General features: G+C 69.1%; 16 protein-coding genes and 2 tRNA genes. 7 read left to right on the top strand and 11 right to left on the bottom strand.

Annotated elements, in window-relative coordinates:
- Nucleotides 1-26: 26 nt before the first annotated feature.
- The 4 genes from V8J38_RS15670 to V8J38_RS15655 are packed head-to-tail and all read right to left on the bottom strand — an operon-like array spanning nucleotide 27 to nucleotide 3,041.
- Entirely contained in the window at nucleotides 27-740 is a 714-nt protein-coding gene (locus tag V8J38_RS15670; RefSeq protein ID WP_338577042.1) for a lysophospholipid acyltransferase family protein, read from the bottom strand.
- 33 nt (nucleotides 741-773) lie between these two features.
- Complete coding sequence (locus V8J38_RS15665) at nucleotides 774-1,409, bottom strand: YdcF family protein (protein ID WP_312220843.1); 636 nt, start codon at nucleotides 1,407-1,409, stop codon at nucleotides 774-776.
- 10 nt (nucleotides 1,410-1,419) lie between these two features.
- Nucleotides 1,420-2,301 (bottom strand): cell division protein FtsX, encoded by an 882-nt coding sequence (locus V8J38_RS15660; protein ID WP_291782888.1) that lies wholly within the window; start codon nucleotides 2,299-2,301, stop codon nucleotides 1,420-1,422.
- The gene (locus tag V8J38_RS15655; protein WP_291782891.1) at nucleotides 2,298-3,041 is read right to left on the bottom strand and encodes a cell division ATP-binding protein FtsE; all 744 of its coding nucleotides are present in this window, start codon (nucleotides 3,039-3,041) and stop codon (nucleotides 2,298-2,300) included. The genes V8J38_RS15660 and V8J38_RS15655 overlap by 4 nt, the downstream gene beginning before the upstream one ends.
- A 69-nt stretch (nucleotides 3,042-3,110) precedes the next feature.
- On the opposite strand from V8J38_RS15655, the gene V8J38_RS15650 reads away from it, so the two are divergent.
- Entirely contained in the window at nucleotides 3,111-3,911 is an 801-nt protein-coding gene (locus V8J38_RS15650) for an MJ0042-type zinc finger domain-containing protein (protein WP_291782894.1), read from the top strand.
- Nucleotides 3,912-3,979: 68 nt separating this feature from the next.
- The gene (locus V8J38_RS15645; protein ID WP_291782898.1) at nucleotides 3,980-4,519 is read left to right on the top strand and encodes a phosphoribosyltransferase; all 540 of its coding nucleotides are present in this window, start codon (nucleotides 3,980-3,982) and stop codon (nucleotides 4,517-4,519) included.
- Here V8J38_RS15645 and lysA read toward each other — a convergent pair.
- The 3 genes from lysA to argH are packed head-to-tail and all read right to left on the bottom strand — an operon-like array spanning nucleotide 4,516 to nucleotide 7,497.
- The gene (gene lysA / locus V8J38_RS15640; protein ID WP_338577038.1) at nucleotides 4,516-5,796 is read right to left on the bottom strand and encodes a diaminopimelate decarboxylase; all 1,281 of its coding nucleotides are present in this window, start codon (nucleotides 5,794-5,796) and stop codon (nucleotides 4,516-4,518) included. The two genes, V8J38_RS15645 and lysA, sit on opposite strands and share 4 nt — an antisense overlap.
- A gap of 37 nt (nucleotides 5,797-5,833) precedes the next feature.
- Entirely contained in the window at nucleotides 5,834-6,070 is a 237-nt protein-coding gene (gene lptM, locus V8J38_RS15635) for an LPS translocon maturation chaperone LptM (RefSeq protein WP_338577036.1), read from the bottom strand.
- On the bottom strand, nucleotides 6,067-7,497 hold the full coding sequence (gene argH, locus V8J38_RS15630) for an argininosuccinate lyase (protein ID WP_338577034.1): 1,431 nt from the start codon (nucleotides 7,495-7,497) through the stop codon (nucleotides 6,067-6,069). Before argH ends, lptM begins: the two co-directional genes overlap by 4 nt.
- On the opposite strand from argH, the gene V8J38_RS15625 reads away from it, so the two are divergent.
- Nucleotides 7,496-8,128: a TlpA family protein disulfide reductase gene (locus V8J38_RS15625; RefSeq protein ID WP_291782909.1), complete on the top strand. Its 633-nt coding sequence runs from the start codon at nucleotides 7,496-7,498 to the stop codon at nucleotides 8,126-8,128. The genes argH and V8J38_RS15625 overlap by 2 nt on opposite strands.
- A 31-nt stretch (nucleotides 8,129-8,159) precedes the next feature.
- On the opposite strand, the gene V8J38_RS15620 is transcribed toward V8J38_RS15625, so the two are convergent.
- Nucleotides 8,160-8,465, bottom strand: a complete 306-nt coding sequence (locus V8J38_RS15620) for a hypothetical protein (protein WP_338577032.1) — start codon at nucleotides 8,463-8,465, stop codon at nucleotides 8,160-8,162.
- Between the two features lie 69 nt (nucleotides 8,466-8,534).
- Nucleotides 8,535-9,821: a hypothetical protein gene (locus V8J38_RS15615; RefSeq protein WP_338577030.1), complete on the bottom strand. Its 1,287-nt coding sequence runs from the start codon at nucleotides 9,819-9,821 to the stop codon at nucleotides 8,535-8,537.
- A gap of 136 nt (nucleotides 9,822-9,957) precedes the next feature.
- Between V8J38_RS15615 and V8J38_RS15610 the strand changes: the two genes are divergently transcribed.
- The 3 genes from V8J38_RS15610 to V8J38_RS15600 all read left to right on the top strand — a co-directional run bounded on the left by V8J38_RS15610 (nucleotide 9,958) and on the right by V8J38_RS15600 (nucleotide 11,366).
- Nucleotides 9,958-10,034, top strand: a tRNA-Arg gene (locus V8J38_RS15610).
- Between the two features lie 204 nt (nucleotides 10,035-10,238).
- The gene (locus V8J38_RS15605) at nucleotides 10,239-10,871 is read left to right on the top strand and encodes a hypothetical protein (protein WP_338577028.1); all 633 of its coding nucleotides are present in this window, start codon (nucleotides 10,239-10,241) and stop codon (nucleotides 10,869-10,871) included.
- A gap of 69 nt (nucleotides 10,872-10,940) precedes the next feature.
- Nucleotides 10,941-11,366, top strand: coding sequence for a hypothetical protein (locus tag V8J38_RS15600; protein WP_338577027.1), 426 nt, complete (start codon nucleotides 10,941-10,943; stop codon nucleotides 11,364-11,366).
- Nucleotides 11,367-11,433: 67 nt separating this feature from the next.
- Here the strand turns inward: V8J38_RS15600 and V8J38_RS15595 are convergent.
- Nucleotides 11,434-11,510, bottom strand: a tRNA-Arg gene (locus tag V8J38_RS15595).
- Between the two features lie 233 nt (nucleotides 11,511-11,743).
- On the opposite strand from V8J38_RS15595, the gene V8J38_RS15590 reads away from it, so the two are divergent.
- Nucleotides 11,744-13,441 carry a gamma-glutamyltransferase family protein gene (locus V8J38_RS15590; protein WP_338577026.1) on the top strand — a complete coding sequence of 566 codons (1,698 nt, stop codon included), beginning with the start codon at nucleotides 11,744-11,746 and terminating at the stop codon, nucleotides 13,439-13,441.
- A gap of 10 nt (nucleotides 13,442-13,451) precedes the next feature.
- Here V8J38_RS15590 and V8J38_RS15585 read toward each other — a convergent pair whose 3' ends face one another.
- The gene (locus tag V8J38_RS15585; protein ID WP_338577025.1) at nucleotides 13,452-14,309 is read right to left on the bottom strand and encodes a lipid A-modifier LpxR family protein; all 858 of its coding nucleotides are present in this window, start codon (nucleotides 14,307-14,309) and stop codon (nucleotides 13,452-13,454) included.
- Nucleotides 14,310-14,351 lie beyond the last annotated feature (42 nt).

Raw genomic sequence — 14,351 nt, 5'->3', positions numbered from 1 at the left:
TGATATAGGGGCCCGTCCTGCAAAGCCTAGGTTTGGGGCGGCAACAAGGCGATCGAGGCGCCTTCGATCCGGCTCTCCAACTGCTTCATGAACTCGGCGCGCTTCAGCCCGGCCGGAATAGGCGGCAGGAATTCGAAAACGACCGTGCCCGGATAACGTTTGAAGCCATGCGCCGGCCAATGGACGCCCGAGTTGGTGGCGACCGGCCAGCAGGGCGCGTCCACGTCGCGATAGATGGCGGCCACGCCCGGCTTGTAGTCCGCCGGCTCGCCGGGCGCCGTGCGGGTGCCTTCGGGGAAGATCAGGATCTGGCGGTCGTCGGCCAGACGGGCGCGGGTCTGGCGCACCATGTCCTTCAGCGCCTTGGCGTGGGCGGCGCGGTCGACGGCGATCATCTTCGTCTTCCAGGCGAACCAGCCGAAGAAGGGCAGGGGCATCAGCTCCTTCTTCAGGACGAAGCACGGATCGTCCAGAAAGGCGAAGGGCGCGACCACGTCCAGCATTCCCTGATGCTTGGCGGCGATCAGAGCCGGGCCGGTCGGGCGATGCTCCAGCCCGCGCACCTCAACCTTGATTCCCGCGATCCAGCGCAGGCCGAGCAGGACGAAGCGCGCCCACAGCTTGATCACCCCCATGGCCGCCTTGTGCGGCATCAGCAACGCCGGCGACAGGAGGACCGCGAACAGCGGCATCGACAGATACAGCCACAGGGTGAAGAGCAGGGATCGAACGGTCGTCATGCGGCGGCCTTGGCGAAGGGGACGGGCGAAGAGTTAGGGAGCGACGGGCTGCGGAGCGGTCGTTTCGGCGGGCCGCTCGGGGTGGCGGCCGGTCAGGCGATGCATCCCTTCGCGGCCGAGAACGGCCAGGTATTTCATGTATTCCAGCGTCATGCGCCGGGCGGTCTCGGTGGCGCGCCACCAGGACGGCGTATCCAGCGACGGCGTGGAGACGGCGTAGGGCGTCAGCCGCACGCCGGGCGCGGCCCCGCGAATCTCCATCAGGCTGCGCGGCATATGATAGTCGGAGGTCACGACGATCAGGTCGTCATAGCCCTTGGACCGCGCCCAGGCGGCGATCTCCTGGGCGTTGCCGACGGTGTTCTCAGCCTCGAAGCCCAGGTCGACGCAGCAGTTGAACAGCTTCTTCGACCCCGGCGTCAGGGCGCGCAGCTCCTTGCGGCGAACCTCGCGGTTGACGCCCGAGATCAGCAGGCGGTCGCCCTTGCCCTGCTCCAGCAGACGGACGGCGGCGTTGACCCGCTCGGCCGAGGGGCCGGTCAGGGAGACGATGGCGTCGGCCCGCGCCGGCTCGGGCGCAGGCGTCAGTCCTCGCACCCGTTCGGCGAAGACGAACAGGCCCGTCAGCCACATCAGCGCCACCACGGCGATCAGCGTCAGGAACTTCATGCCTAACTAACTAGCGACGCCCGCCCAGCTTCGCCAGCGCCGTCAGGCGTGCGGCCAGCACCGCGACCGCCCCCGCCAGCAGGGGACAGGCGGCCAGCGTCAGCAGGTCCGGCCAGGCCAGCGGCAGGGCCGGCGTCAATCCGCCTTCGCCGCCGATCAGACGCAGCGCGGCCAGCATCAGCGCCGCCAGTCCGGCGCCCGCCGCCCCCGCCCCGGCGGCCAGCAGGCCGAAACGCTTCTGGAACAGGGAGGCGACAGCGCCGTCCGAGGCGCCGTTCAGGCTCAAGGTCTCGATCACCGCCGCCTGGGCCGCCATGCCCGCGCGGGTGGCGTAGGCGATGGCCGCCGCCGTCGCCGCCGCGATCAGCAGGAAGGCCGCCCCCGCCAGGGCCGTGATCAGGCCCGCCGAACGCTCGACTTCGCCGCGCCACAGGCTGTGGTCGTCGACGGTGGCGTCCAGTCCGGCCTCGGCCAGGGCGCGGCTCAGGCTGGGCGCGCTGGCGGGCGCTTTCGGGTCCAGATGGACGATGACCAGATAGGGCAGGGGCAGGTCGGGCAGGGCCGCCTCACCTACCCAGGGACGCAGCAGGGCCTCTGCGGCCTTGCGGTCCATCGCCTGGGCCTCGGCCACGCCGTCGACCCCGGCCAGGGTCTCGGCGGCGCGGGCGGCGGCGGCGGGGCCGGTCTCGTCGACGCGCGGCCGCACCTGCACGGTCGCCTCGGCCCGCAGCTGACGCGCCCAGCCGTGCGCGGCCCGGTCGGCGGCCAGGGCGCCGACGGCGGCGATCGAGGCCAGGAAGCACAGCACGGCGATGACCACGATCAGCCAGCGCTCGCCGCCCGCCTCGCGCGGCAGAAGTTCGGGTTGGGCGCTGCCGAAGCGGCCGATCATGTCTGATCCTCCGATGCGGTCGGGGCGACGGCGGGCGCGATCTGCTCCAGCCGCCCGCCTTCCAGCCGCAGCACGGCGGCGCCGCTGCGCGCGGCCAAGGCCTCGTCATGGCTGGCGATCAGGATCGTGGCGCCCAGCCTGTTCAGGGACTGGAACAGCCGCATCAGCTTCTCGCCCATCGGCCGGTCGACGCTGCCGGTCGGTTCGTCGGCCAGGATCAGGCGCGGCCGCGCCACCACGGCGCGGGCGATGGCCAGCCGCTGCTTCTCACCGCCTGACAGCGTCGGCGGCAGGGCGTCCAGCCGCCCGCCCAAGCCGACCCAGCGCAGCATTTCCTGCACGTCGGCGGCGTATTCGGCGGGACGCTCGCCCGCCAGACGCAGCGGCAGGGCCGCATTGTCGAAGGCCGACAGATGATCCAGCAGGCGGAAGTCCTGGAAGATGACGCCCATGCGACGGCGAAGCGCCGGAACCTCGCGTCGGGGCAACTGGGTCACGTCCTGGCCGAACAGGCTGATTCGCCCCGCCTGCGGTCGGGCGGCCAGCGTCAGCAGCCGCAACAGCGAGGACTTGCCCGCGCCCGAGGGTCCGGTAAGGAAGTGGAAAGAGCCGTTTGGCAGAGTAAGGTTAACGTCCCGCAGCACGGCGGGCCTGCCCGCATAGCCGAAGCCCACGCCCCTGAGGCGGACGGCGTCAGGCGCGGAATCAGGGTCGGCGGCGCGGCGGATCGGATCGGGCATCGAGTTTCGTATTGGACCGGGGCGTTGCGCCGCGACAGGAGGGGGCGATAAGCCTCGCAGTCAGCTGACATGATACTGACCTGCCCCGCCTGCGCCACTAGCTATTTCGTTCCCGACGAGGCGATCGGTCCGAACGGCCGTCGCGTGCGCTGCAAGGCGTGCGGCCACGACTGGCGCGCGACCCTTGAGGACGCCCCTCTCGAACTGGAGCCGGAAGCCGCCCCCACCGAGGAGGTGGAGGCCGCGCCCCGCTACGACACCTTCGCCGAGACCCCGGCGCCGGAACTGCCGCGCGCCTTCCGCGCCAAGGCCGAGCGCAAGCGTCGCGTGCGTCAGGCGGCGGCGGCCGGGGCGGCCTGGGCGGCGGCGGCGGCCGTGGCGCTGGGCCTGCTGACCGGGGCCGTCCTGTTCCGCGAGGAGATCGCCCGCGCCTTTCCGTCGGCGGCGGGGGTCTACAGGTCGCTGGGGCTGGACGTGAACACGGTCGGTCTTGAGGTCGAGGCGCTGCGAGGCCGCACCACGCCGCACGACCCTGGCCGCACCCTGGTTTCGGGCGCGCTCCGCAACATCCGCGACATTGAAATCGTCCCGCCGCCGCTGGTGGTCGTCCTCAAGGATGCTGGGGGCGTCGAGGTGACGCGCCGCATCGTGCGCCTGGACGGACCGCCCATCCTGCCCGGGAAGGTTCAGGGCTTCGCTGTCGTCATTCCCGATCCGCAAGGCCGGGTGGCGAAGTTGAGCGTCGACTATCTGCTCGAGCAAGCGCCCGGGCCCGCCGCCAAGGCGCCATCCGGGTCGGCTTCTGCGACCTCGCGCGCAAGGACTGCGGCCGATAGCGCCGTGCGCGAGGACGGCGGCCTGCGCCGCTGAGCCCCTCGACCTTCGTCCAGCCGCTTCGCCTCTCGACTCCGGCCGTGCGAAAAGGGTATCGCCGGGGCATGGCTGACACCCGACCGACGCCCGCCCCCACGGTTCTTCTGTCCCAGGCCGAGATCGAGGCCGTCGTGGCCGATCTGGCGCGCCGCATCGCCCCCCATGTCGATGACGAGACGGTAGCCTCTGTCCTGCTGACCGGCGGCCTGTGGTTCGCCGCCGACCTGACCCGAGCCCTGGCGCGCGAAGGCAGAAATGTCCGCTTCGACGCCCTGTGGCTGGCCTCCTACGGCGACGAACAGACCAGCCGCGGCCGTATCGAGGTCCGCGCGCCCTATCAGCGCTCGCTGGAAGGGCGGAAGGTGCTGATCCTGGACGATGTCTTCGACACCGGCCTGTCGCTGGCGGAAGCCGTGCGGATCACGCGCGAGGCGGGCGCCGCCGAGGTGCTGACCTGCGTCTTTGCTCGCAAGCCCTGGCCCAAGCCCCGCGCGCCCGAGCCCGACTTCGTTGGCTGGGAGGCGCCGAACCGTTTCCTAGTCGGCTACGGCCTGGACCACGCGGGCGGCCTGCGCGGCCTGCCGGACATCTGCGCTCTGGACTAGGTCTGCAGCCAGTCCGCCATCGGCTCGCGGGCGAACATCTCGTCATAGGTCGGACGCGGGCGGATGACCGCGCTGCGGTCGCCGTCGACGAGAGCTTCGGCGGCCAGGGGACGGGTGTTGTATTCGCCGCTCATGACCGCGCCATAGGCTCCGGCGCTCATGAAGACGACCAGGTCGCCCGCCTTCAACGGCGGCAGGTCGCGGTCGCGCGCGAAGGTGTCCCCCGTCTCGCAGACCGGTCCGACGACGTCGTAAGGCAGCGCCTCGCCTGCGACCGGACGGACCGGCTTCAGGTCGTGGAAGGCGTCATAGAGGGCCGGGCGCATCAGATCGTTCATCGCCGCGTCCAGGACCAGGAAGCGGCGGCCGTCCGTCCGTTCATTGACCTGGATGACGCGGCTCAGCAGCACGCCCGCATTGGCGGCCATCAGGCGGCCGGGCTCGAAGGCGGCCTCGACGTTCAGGCCATCCAGCACGCGCGCGGCCATGGCGACGTATTCGGCCGGAGCGGGCGTCGCCGCCTCGCCGTAATAGGGCACGCCCAGTCCGCCGCCGAGGTCGAGGCGGGTGACGCTGTGCCCCTCGGCGCGCAGGTCTTCCGTCATTTGGCGCAACACGCGGAAGGCGGCCTCCAGCGGGGCGAGGTCGGTGATCTGGCTGCCGATGTGGCAGGCCAGCCCCACCGGCGTGACGTGGGGCGCGGCGGAGGCGCGAGCGTACAGCGCCATCGCCTCCTCGACCGGCACGCCGAACTTGTCGCCGGCGCCGCCGGTGGTGATCTTGGCGTGGCCGCCTGCGCCGATCTTCGGATTGACCCGAATGGCGATGGCTGGAGACGCCGACTTCTCGGCGGCGACGGCGATCAGCCGGTCCAGTTCGGCCGAGGACTCGACGTTGATCTGGCGCACGCCCTGCTCGATGGCGAAGGCCAGTTCGGCGTCGGTCTTGCCCACGCCTGAGAAGATGATGCGTTCGCCCGGAATGCCGACAGCCAGGGCGCGGCGGATCTCGCCTTCGGACACGGTGTCGGCGCCGCAGCCGAGTTTGGCCAGCGTCGCCAGCACGGACAGGTTGGAGTTGGCCTTGACTGCGAAGGCGATCAGAGCCTCGCCCAGCGCGCTCTTGTGCGCGTCGCAAGCCTCGCGCAGCAGGCCGTAGTGGCGGCGCAGGGTGGCCGAGGAATAGACATAGGTCGGCGTGCCGACGCTGGCCGCCAGCGTCTCCAGAGAGACGCCCTCGGCATGCAGGACGCCGTCCTTGAGGTCGAAATAGTGCACCGGCGGGGAGTCCAGTCAGAGAGAGGAGCGCGAAGGCTCAGTTCATCGGCGGCGGCTTGCCGAACGGGTCGGACGTGCCGTTGTCGATCGGCATCTGGCGCGGCGGCAGGTTCTGCATCGCCGGTTCCGGCAGGTGCTCGGCCGAGCGGTCGCGGATGGCGCGCTCGGTCTGCTTCTTCGGCGTGGCGCCCTGAGGCGGCTCCAGGTCGGCCATGCGGCCGCAACCGGCCAGGAGAAGGGCGGCGGCGCCCGCCAGGATCAGGGTCTTCTTCACAGGCGGCTTCTCCAGTCGGCGATGCGCGCGCGGACCTGTTCCGGCGCCGTGCCGCCGAAGCTCTGGCGGCTGGCGCAGGAGGCTTCGGGCGTCAGCACTTCATACACGCCTTCGGTGATCCGGCCATCCAGAGCCTGCAATTCGCTCAGCGGCAATTCGCCCAGACCCAGGCCCAGCGCCTCGGCCCGCTTCACGGCGGCGCCGGTGACGTGGTGCGCCTGGCGGAAGGGCAGGTTCAGTTCGCGCACCAGCCAGTCGGCCAGGTCGGTGGCCGTCGAGAAGCCCGCGCCGGCGGCGGCGGCCATCTTTTCGGTATTGGGGCGGATCACGGCGACCATGGCGGTCATGGCCGTCAGCGCCAGATCCAGCGCGTCGAAGGCCTCGAACACCGGCGGCTTGTCCTCCTGCATGTCCTTGGAATAGGCCAGCGGCAGACCTTTCATCACCGTGGTCAGGGCGATCAGGGCGCCGTTGATGCGGCCCGTCTTGGCGCGCACCAGCTCGGCCGCGTCGGGGTTGCGCTTCTGCGGCATGATGGACGAGCCGGTCGTCAGGTCGTCGGGCAGGGTGGCGAAGCCGAACATCGGCGTCATCCACACCACGATCTCTTCGGCCAGACGCGACAGGTGGCCCGCCGCGATCGAGGCGGCGGCCAGGCTTTCCAGCGCAAAATCGCGATCCGACACGGCGTCCAGCGAGTTCGCCATCGGGCGGTCGAAGCCCAGCGCCTGCGCCGTCATGTGACGGTCGATGGGGAAGGGCGATCCGGCCAGGGCGGCGGCGCCCAGCGGGTTCTCGTTCATGCGCGCGCGAGCGTCGGCGAAGCGGCCCGCGTCGCGACCGAACATCTCGACATAGGCCATCAGGTGGTGGCCGAAGGTCACCGGCTGGGCCGTCTGCAGATGGGTGAAGCCCGGCATCAGGTCGCCCGCGTGCTGTTCCGCCCGGTCCAGCAGGGTCCGCTGCAGGTCCGTCAGTTGCGCCACGGTGCGGTCGCAGGCGTCGCGCACCCACAGGCGGAAGTCCGTCGCCACCTGATCGTTGCGGCTGCGCGCCGTGTGCAGGCGCCCCGAAGGCTCGCCGATCAGCTCCGACAGGCGGGCCTCGACGTTCATGTGGATGTCTTCATAGGCGTCACGGAAGGGGAAGGTCCCGTCCTTGATCTCGCCCTCGATGACGTCCAGCCCGCCCAGAATGGCCTGCGCGTCCGCAGCGGCGATGATGCCCTGCTTCTCCAGCATGCGACAATGGGCCCGCGAACCGGCCAGGTCCTGCGCCCACAGGCGTTTGTCGACGCCGATGGAGACGTTGATGGCCTGCATGATGTCGGCGGGCTTGGCGCTGAAGCGCCCGCCCCATAGAGACTGCCCCTCAGACCCCTTCGAAGGGGAATTGTCAGACTGTGGTTTGGAAGGCGTATCAGACATGAGCGGCTCTGGACGGACTTGGGCGGGCGTGGCGACGTTCGCCCTGATCAGCGTGATCGGCGTGGGCGCGGCGTTGCTATACGTCAATCATCATAAGGGGCGCAAAGACTCGGCGCCCGTTGCGGCTGCATCGAAACAGCCGAGCACCCGCCTGATCGCGTATGCGCGGGGCTCCCTCGCCCGCCTGCAGGCGCCGCCGCCCGCCCCGGCCACCGACTACGCCTTCCGTGACGCGGCCGGACGGGAGGTCCGCTTCGCCGATTTCGCGGGCAAGGTGACCGTGGTGAACCTGTGGGCCACCTGGTGCGCGCCGTGCCGGATCGAGATGCCGACCCTGGCCGCGCTGGCCGATCACTATAAGGAACGCGACGACTTCGCCGTGGCGGCCATCAGCATGGACGCGGAAAAGACGGCTGACGAGGCGCGCGCCTTCATCGCCGACCATGCGCCGCTGCAGTTCTACATCGACCCGAAGTTCCAGCTGGCCTTCGAATTCCCGGGCAAGGGCGCCATGCCCCAGACGATGGTGCTGGATCGCCAGGGGCAGGTTCGCGCCGTCCTGGTCGGCGAGGCTGACTGGGCCAGTCCAGAGGCTCGGGCGCTGATCGACGACCTTTTGGCAGACCAGTGACCCTTCTCCCACAAGGGGAGAAGGGATTGGATCAGTTCTTGGCCGGGACGCGCTGGTCGGTGGCCGGGTCGACGGCGCCGGGTCGGCCTTCGGCGGCGGCCTGGGCCTGTTTGTCTTCCAGCTTGTCGGCGACCTTGCCGGCGCCTTCCTCGACCGCCTGAGCGGCCTTCATGGCGCCGGATTCGACGACTTCGCCCGTCTGGGCGGCGACGTCGGCGGCCTTGTCGCCGGCGGCATCGGCGTTGGCCTCGGCCTTGTTCTGCTCGGCCTGGGTGCAGGCGGCGGCGCCGAGCGCCAGGACCGAGGCGGCGGCGATGGTCAGGGTGCGGATACGCATGGGTGATAGCCCCTCTGAAATTTGAACCTTGGCCTTAACGCCGCCGACCCGCTGCGGTTGCGAACCGCGTCAGTCGAGGTCGACCGGAAGGGTCTGGCTGGCCAGCAGACGCTCCGTCGTCTTCCAGTGGTTCGGCCCCTGCCGCTCGACCCAGGCCTGCACCATGTCGCGGCCCAGGCCGTAGTTGATGACATAGGAGCGGTAGGTCTCGATGAAGCTCAGCCGCTGCGCCGCCCGGTCGCGCGCGACGAGGTTGTATTTCTGCAACTGGTCCAGCGCCGTCTCTCGGTCGATGCGCCCGGCCAGATAGTCGTCGGCCACCGTGTATTCCGCCCGCGCCAGCTCCCGCGTCAGGGCCAGTAGCTGCGTCTGCGCCTCGGCCGTCGCCGGGTCCAGCCCCGCCAGCGGATAGAGGACGCGCGCCTCGAACTCGGTGCGCTCATGGCCGGGGAAGGCCAGGTCGATGCCGTAGTTGGCGCTGCCCTCGGCGATGAAGGACATGGGGCTGAACAGCGGATAGACGCTCATCTCGAACCAGCCCTTGTCCTTGACGAAGGTCTGCTCCAGCAGGGCGTTATAGACGTGGTGGCCGGGGTAGCCTTCGTGACAGCCCAGATCGACCGCCCGGTCGATATAGATGGGCAGGTCGGTGTTCACCTGGATCAGGCTGAAGCCGCCGCCCTTGAACCAGTTATAGCCGGACCACGGCTTGTCGTTGACGAACTCCAGCGTGAAGGTCTCGCCGGCAGGCAGGGTGATATGACGCTCGGTGCGCGCCTTGCACTCCTTGATGGCGGCGCGCATCACCGTATCCAGCCGGTCCTTGGGGATCACATAGCGGGCGCGGAAGGCGGCGACCCGCTCGGCCAGAGGTCCCTCGCCGGGGACCATGGCGTCGATGCGCGCCAGCACCGGATCATAGGACGACAGCGGCCGCAGTTCCGGCCGCACGCCGAACAGGGCCTCGGCCTCGTCGGCGAAGCCCAGCGTTTCGCCCTGCAGCATCCGCAGCCGCGCCGAGGCCGCCGAGACATGGGCCTTGAGATAGGCGCGGCGCTGGCGGCTCTGGGCGTCCAGTCCCCGCTCCGGCAGCGTCTCGAGGCGTCGGGCCAGGTCCGCCGCGCCTTCGGCCAGTTGGGGCAGGGCGCGCGGATTGGCCTTGGCCGCTTCGGCCCACTCGGCCGGTCCGTAATAGGCGTCGACATAGCCCGGCTCTCGCTCGCCGATCTCCAGCGTCAGGGCGACATAGTCGCGCGCCACGTCGTCCAGACTGTCGGCGTCCTGTTTCTGGAACGCGGCGCAGCCGGTCAGAACAACGACAGCGCCGGCCAGGGCGGCGAAGGTGATGGCGCGCATGGAAATTCCCTCTTCCCGATCCGCGACGCTAGGCCGACGGAGCCCCCGCGCCAAGAAGGAAGGCGCGGCCAGATTCGGGATTGAGACCGCCTCGCCCATGCTGTAAGCACCGCCGTCCGGCCTCAACGCCGCGCACGCACCCGTAGCTCAGCTGGATAGAGTGCTGCCCTCCGAAGGCAGAGGTCACAGGTTCGAATCCTGTCGGGTGCGCCATCTCTCCCTATATCTCGGAACACGCTGAGGCGTTTGCTAGAAGCTATTCGCTCGCCTGTCGCCGCCGGGAGCTGATACAAAAACATCATCAAGACGTTTTAAAGCGGACTCTAAATATTCACTTCCATTGTCGAGAAAGCTTAAAACCATTCTGACAAGGGTCGCATTGCTACATCTGCGACTGGAGACCGGTTGAGATGCGTCATGATGACAAAGGTTCACGCTCAGCTTGCTGTAGTTGCCTCGCCAAAACAACGCCGCCCCTATGCGCGTGAACTGGAGCGGGCGTTTCAAAATCTCGGGAAGGATTTCGGATGGAGGGGCGTTCAGGGAATCCTGTTTAAGGAAGTAAACCAATGGTTCGTCACCAGTCACCTTGAAGCGAGCCTGCTGTCGCAGCAAACTTCCCTGATTGTCTCAACCAAGCCCATGGCGATTGATCCCATTTTTTGGGACATCTGCGGATTTCCCGAGAACAAGGATAAGCCCTTATCTTTTCGCGCTCTCGGGGCCTGGACATGCCCCGCGCTGGAAATGGTGTCCGCTGACGTGGCCGAAGCGGCTGATGCGAGTGATACGGCGACGACGGCCCTGACCATGGCCGGCGAGCTTCTGGGAGCCGGTACTCCGCCGTCTCTGGCCTGGTTCGAGGCCGAATGCCGCAAGGCTTGGGAGCATCAGCCCGCCATTCTGGCCAGCATCATCACCACCCTAGTCGCAACCGAGAGGCGGCGAGAAGCGCTGGAACTCTGTCTTGAGGCGAAAGCCAGAGGCGAAACAGGCGGCTTTGTGAATGCTGGCGACTCGTTTGTGCAGGCCGCCATTCGGCGCCTCTAGACTTCCCTTTCCGCTTGAGACCTTCCAAGGCAGGAGCGCCATCATGACTCTTTGCGTGTGTGCGACGGCATGAAGCAATCCTTCTGGTTCGCAGCGTCGGTTCAAGCTCGCGCAGGCGATCTGGTCCGCGTTTTCATAACCGCGCCTTCGGAAAGATCCGGGCTCAGCCGCTGGCTGGGTCTGGCTCGACAGATGAACGCCTCTCGGTCGCCCTTCATCTATAATGAGACGTCGAAAGCGTGGTTCATGGCGAACCACCACGCCAGGATCACAGATGAAATGGCTCTGGCTCCGCGCGAAGCTCCAAGAGTCTATCAGTCATCCCCCGATCCCGACCTGCCCGTCATAAGGGTCGTGCATGGGAAGGTTCTGGGGTCCGCCGTCATCCGAAAGATAAGCAGCGAAGACAGCGGGGTCGACTCAAGGCTGGACCTGGAGATCCTGTCGGAACGCAGCATCGCGCCAGGAGAACCATGGCTGCCTGATGAAGAATGACCGCGCCTGATCGGATTCCACGCTCGATAGCGCCACGACGAACAGGCCTTGAGCATTTAAAGGAAGATGGCGCACCCGAAGAGATTCGAACTCCTGACCCCCAGATTCGTAGTCTGGTGCTCTATCCAGCTGAGCTACGGGTGCGCACCGCCTTGCGGGCAGGGCCGGGTATCTAGCGGGTCGTTCTGGCGCTGGCAAGCAGGTTTTCTCAGAAAATCTTGAGAAAATGCGGGGTTGGCCTCGGGGGGCTGCGGGCCTAGGCATAAAGCCTCCCTCAAACGTGCCGGAGTGCTTGAGTGCGCGCCTTGTCCTTCTCCCGTCTGCGTCCTGCGCGCAGGATTTCGTCTCTCGCAGCGGGGACGGCCTTGGCGGTCCTGATGCTGACCGGATGCACGACGACGGCCGAGCATGTCCAGGCCGGGGTGGCGCCGGCTCCGGTCGAGAGCCCGGCCGCAACCCAGGCGTCCGTCGCCAGGGGGCCGTTCGTGTCGGCGGCCAATCCCCTGGCGGTCGAGGCGGGGATGAAGGTGCTGGCGCGCGGCGGTTCGGCCGTGGATGCGGCGGTGGCGATCCAGGCGGTGCTGGGTTTGACCGAGCCGCAGTCGTCGGGCCTGGGCGGTGGCGCCTTCATGATGGTCTATGACGCCCAGAACGGCGCCGTCACCGTCTATGACGGGCGCGAGACGGCGCCGGCCGCCGCCACGCCCGAGCTCTTCTATGAGCACGGCAAGCCTCTGGCCTTTGTCGATGCGGTTCTGAGCGGGCGCTCGACCGGGGCGCCGGGCGTGATGCCCATGCTGGCCCTGGCCCAGAAGCAGCACGGCGCCCTGGCCTGGTCCGAGCTGTTCGGCGACGCCGAGACGCTGGCGCAGGACGGCTTCGTCGTCAGCCCGCGCCTGGCCGGCATGATTAACGGCGACGCGCCTCAGGCGAAGACTCGCTGGGCGAGGGAGTATTTCACCAAGCCGGACGGCGCGCGCTATCAGGCGGGCGATACCCTGCGGAACCAGGCTTACGCCGAGACGGTTCGCCGCATCGCGCGCGAGGGCGCGGCCGCCCTGCAGCAGGGCCCGCTGGCCGAGGCCATCGTCGAGGCGGTGCATGAGGGGCCGCGTCCCGGCGCCCTGAGCGCCGCCGACCTCGCCGGCTATCGCCCCGTGGTGCGCGAGGCCGTTTGCGGGCCTTACAAGATCTACACCATCTGCGTGCCGCCGCCGCCGTCCAGCGGGGCCTCCATCCTGGAGCTGTTGGCTATGGCCGAGCGGACGCCGGACATCGACAAGGGGCCGGACAGCCCGGAGGCCTGGGCCGCCTTCGGCCAGCTTCAGCGGCTGATGTACGCCGACCGCGACCGCTATTTCGGCGATCCCGCCTTTGTCTCCGTGCCGGTGGCGGGGCTGCTGGACCCGGCCTATGTGGCCGAGCGGGCGGCCCTGGCGCCGGGCCTTCGCGACGCGGCGCCCTATGGCGTTCCGGCCGGGGCGCCGAACGTCGGCGCGGACGCCACGCGCGAACCGGCGGGGACGTCGCATCTGGTCGTGGTGGACGCCCAGGGGAATGCCGTCAGCATGACCACGACCGTCGAGAGCCTGTTCGGCTCGGGTCGGATGGCGGGCGGTTTCTTTCTGAACAATCAGCTGACCGACTTCTCCCTGGTCCCCACGGCGTCGGACGGCACGCCGGCGGCCAACGCCGTGGCGGCGGGCAAGCGGCCGCGTTCGTCCATGTCGCCGGCCTTGATCCTGGATCGCGAAGGGCGGTTGATCGGGGCGCTGGGCTCGCCGGGCGGTTCGTCCATCCTGGCCTATAACGCCAAGGCGCTGATCGGCGCCCTGGCCTGGGGGCTGCCGCTGCAGCAAGCGTTCGACCTGCCGAACCTGGTGGCCAAGGGGGACGGCTTCGGCGCCGACACCGAGGGCTTCCCCGAGGCCGTGCGCGAAGGCATGGCGGCGCGCGGCGTCGCCTTGCAACCCAACACGACCGAAACCTCCGGCCTGCATGGGGGCTTGTGGCGGAACGGGCGCTGGGACGGAGCCGCCGACAGCCGCCGCGAAGGCGTGGCGCGGACGCAGTAGGGCGGCGAGCCTACTCGCGGGGGCGGATCGTCAGTTGGAAGGCCACCAGGCCTTCCGACACGTCCGTGTTGATGCCCTGATAGCCGCGCAGGCCCTTGGCCTCGATCTCGCGATAGACGACGCCGAAGGAGCTTTGCACTGCGCCTCGGCGATAGGCCACGCCGATGGAGGCGTCGCCGAGATAGGCGCCGGCGTCCTGGCTGACGCCCGAACGCGCGAAGTCGCCGTCGCGCGTGCGCGCGAAATTGTAGCCGACCGCCCGCTTGGAGCCTGCCGCGTACAGATACCAGCGCGGGCGCTCGCCGAAGGCCTCGTCGCCGTTGGGGGCCAGGCGGTCCAGGCCCTCGCCGATACGCAGGGTGGCGCCCGCCTCGGCCGAGGGGCCGTCGCTGCCGACCCCGAAGCCGGCGTGGGGCGTCAGCGACACTTCCAGCCCCGAGGCCGTGCGGCCCTTCGCCGCCGTCCAGCCGCGCGTATAGGTGACGTCGTAGCTTTCGCCCGAGAAGGCGGCCGGGTCGAGGGCGCGCGGCGGCAGAGGCGCGCCGTCGGCGCGGCGCAGTTCGCCCGTGGTGACGATGCGCAACCGGTCGGTGAAGCCGTCCCCGGCGAACCAGGCTTCCTGGCGCAGCTCGCCCTCATCGGCGCTCAGTCGGGCGACATCGTTGAACTGCACCGGGGCGCCGAAGGCGGCGTCAGGTTCGGTCGAGAAGGGCAGGCGGCTGTCCAGCCGAGCCGCGGCGTCCTCGAACCGGACGGCGTCGCCGCCACGAACGGCGACGGAGCCTTCGGCCATGGTCTGGGGCATGGCGAAGACGGTCGTCGGGGCGACCGCCGCGATCATCCATCCTGCCCATGCCATCGGTCGCATCAACGGTCCCTCCCGATCCGTTAACGCCTCCACTGTGCACGA

The organism is Brevundimonas olei (assembly GCF_037055245.1).
Classification (GTDB): Bacteria; Pseudomonadota; Alphaproteobacteria; order Caulobacterales; family Caulobacteraceae; genus Brevundimonas; species Brevundimonas olei.
The sequence above is the reverse complement of the archived record's forward strand: the minus strand, read 5'-3'. Positions and strand labels throughout refer to the sequence as shown.

Coding starts and splice junctions, on each gene's coding strand:
- V8J38_RS15670 (WP_338577042.1), bottom strand. CDS start 740: ATGACGACCGTTCGATCCCTGCTCTTCACCCTGTGGCTGTATCTGTCG.
- V8J38_RS15665 (WP_312220843.1), bottom strand. CDS start 1,409: ATGAAGTTCCTGACGCTGATCGCCGTGGTGGCGCTGATGTGGCTGACG.
- V8J38_RS15660 (WP_291782888.1), bottom strand. CDS start 2,301: ATGATCGGCCGCTTCGGCAGCGCCCAACCCGAACTTCTGCCGCGCGAG.
- V8J38_RS15655 (WP_291782891.1), bottom strand. CDS start 3,041: ATGCCCGATCCGATCCGCCGCGCCGCCGACCCTGATTCCGCGCCTGAC.
- V8J38_RS15650 (WP_291782894.1), top strand. CDS start 3,111: ATGATACTGACCTGCCCCGCCTGCGCCACTAGCTATTTCGTTCCCGAC.
- V8J38_RS15645 (WP_291782898.1), top strand. CDS start 3,980: ATGGCTGACACCCGACCGACGCCCGCCCCCACGGTTCTTCTGTCCCAG.
- V8J38_RS15625 (WP_291782909.1), top strand. CDS start 7,496: ATGAGCGGCTCTGGACGGACTTGGGCGGGCGTGGCGACGTTCGCCCTG.
- argH (WP_338577034.1), bottom strand. CDS start 7,497: ATGTCTGATACGCCTTCCAAACCACAGTCTGACAATTCCCCTTCGAAG.
- V8J38_RS15620 (WP_338577032.1), bottom strand. CDS start 8,465: ATGCGTATCCGCACCCTGACCATCGCCGCCGCCTCGGTCCTGGCGCTC.
- V8J38_RS15615 (WP_338577030.1), bottom strand. CDS start 9,821: ATGCGCGCCATCACCTTCGCCGCCCTGGCCGGCGCTGTCGTTGTTCTG.
- V8J38_RS15605 (WP_338577028.1), top strand. CDS start 10,239: ATGATGACAAAGGTTCACGCTCAGCTTGCTGTAGTTGCCTCGCCAAAA.
- V8J38_RS15600 (WP_338577027.1), top strand. CDS start 10,941: ATGAAGCAATCCTTCTGGTTCGCAGCGTCGGTTCAAGCTCGCGCAGGC.
- V8J38_RS15590 (WP_338577026.1), top strand. CDS start 11,744: ATGCTGACCGGATGCACGACGACGGCCGAGCATGTCCAGGCCGGGGTG.
- V8J38_RS15585 (WP_338577025.1), bottom strand. CDS start 14,309: ATGCGACCGATGGCATGGGCAGGATGGATGATCGCGGCGGTCGCCCCG.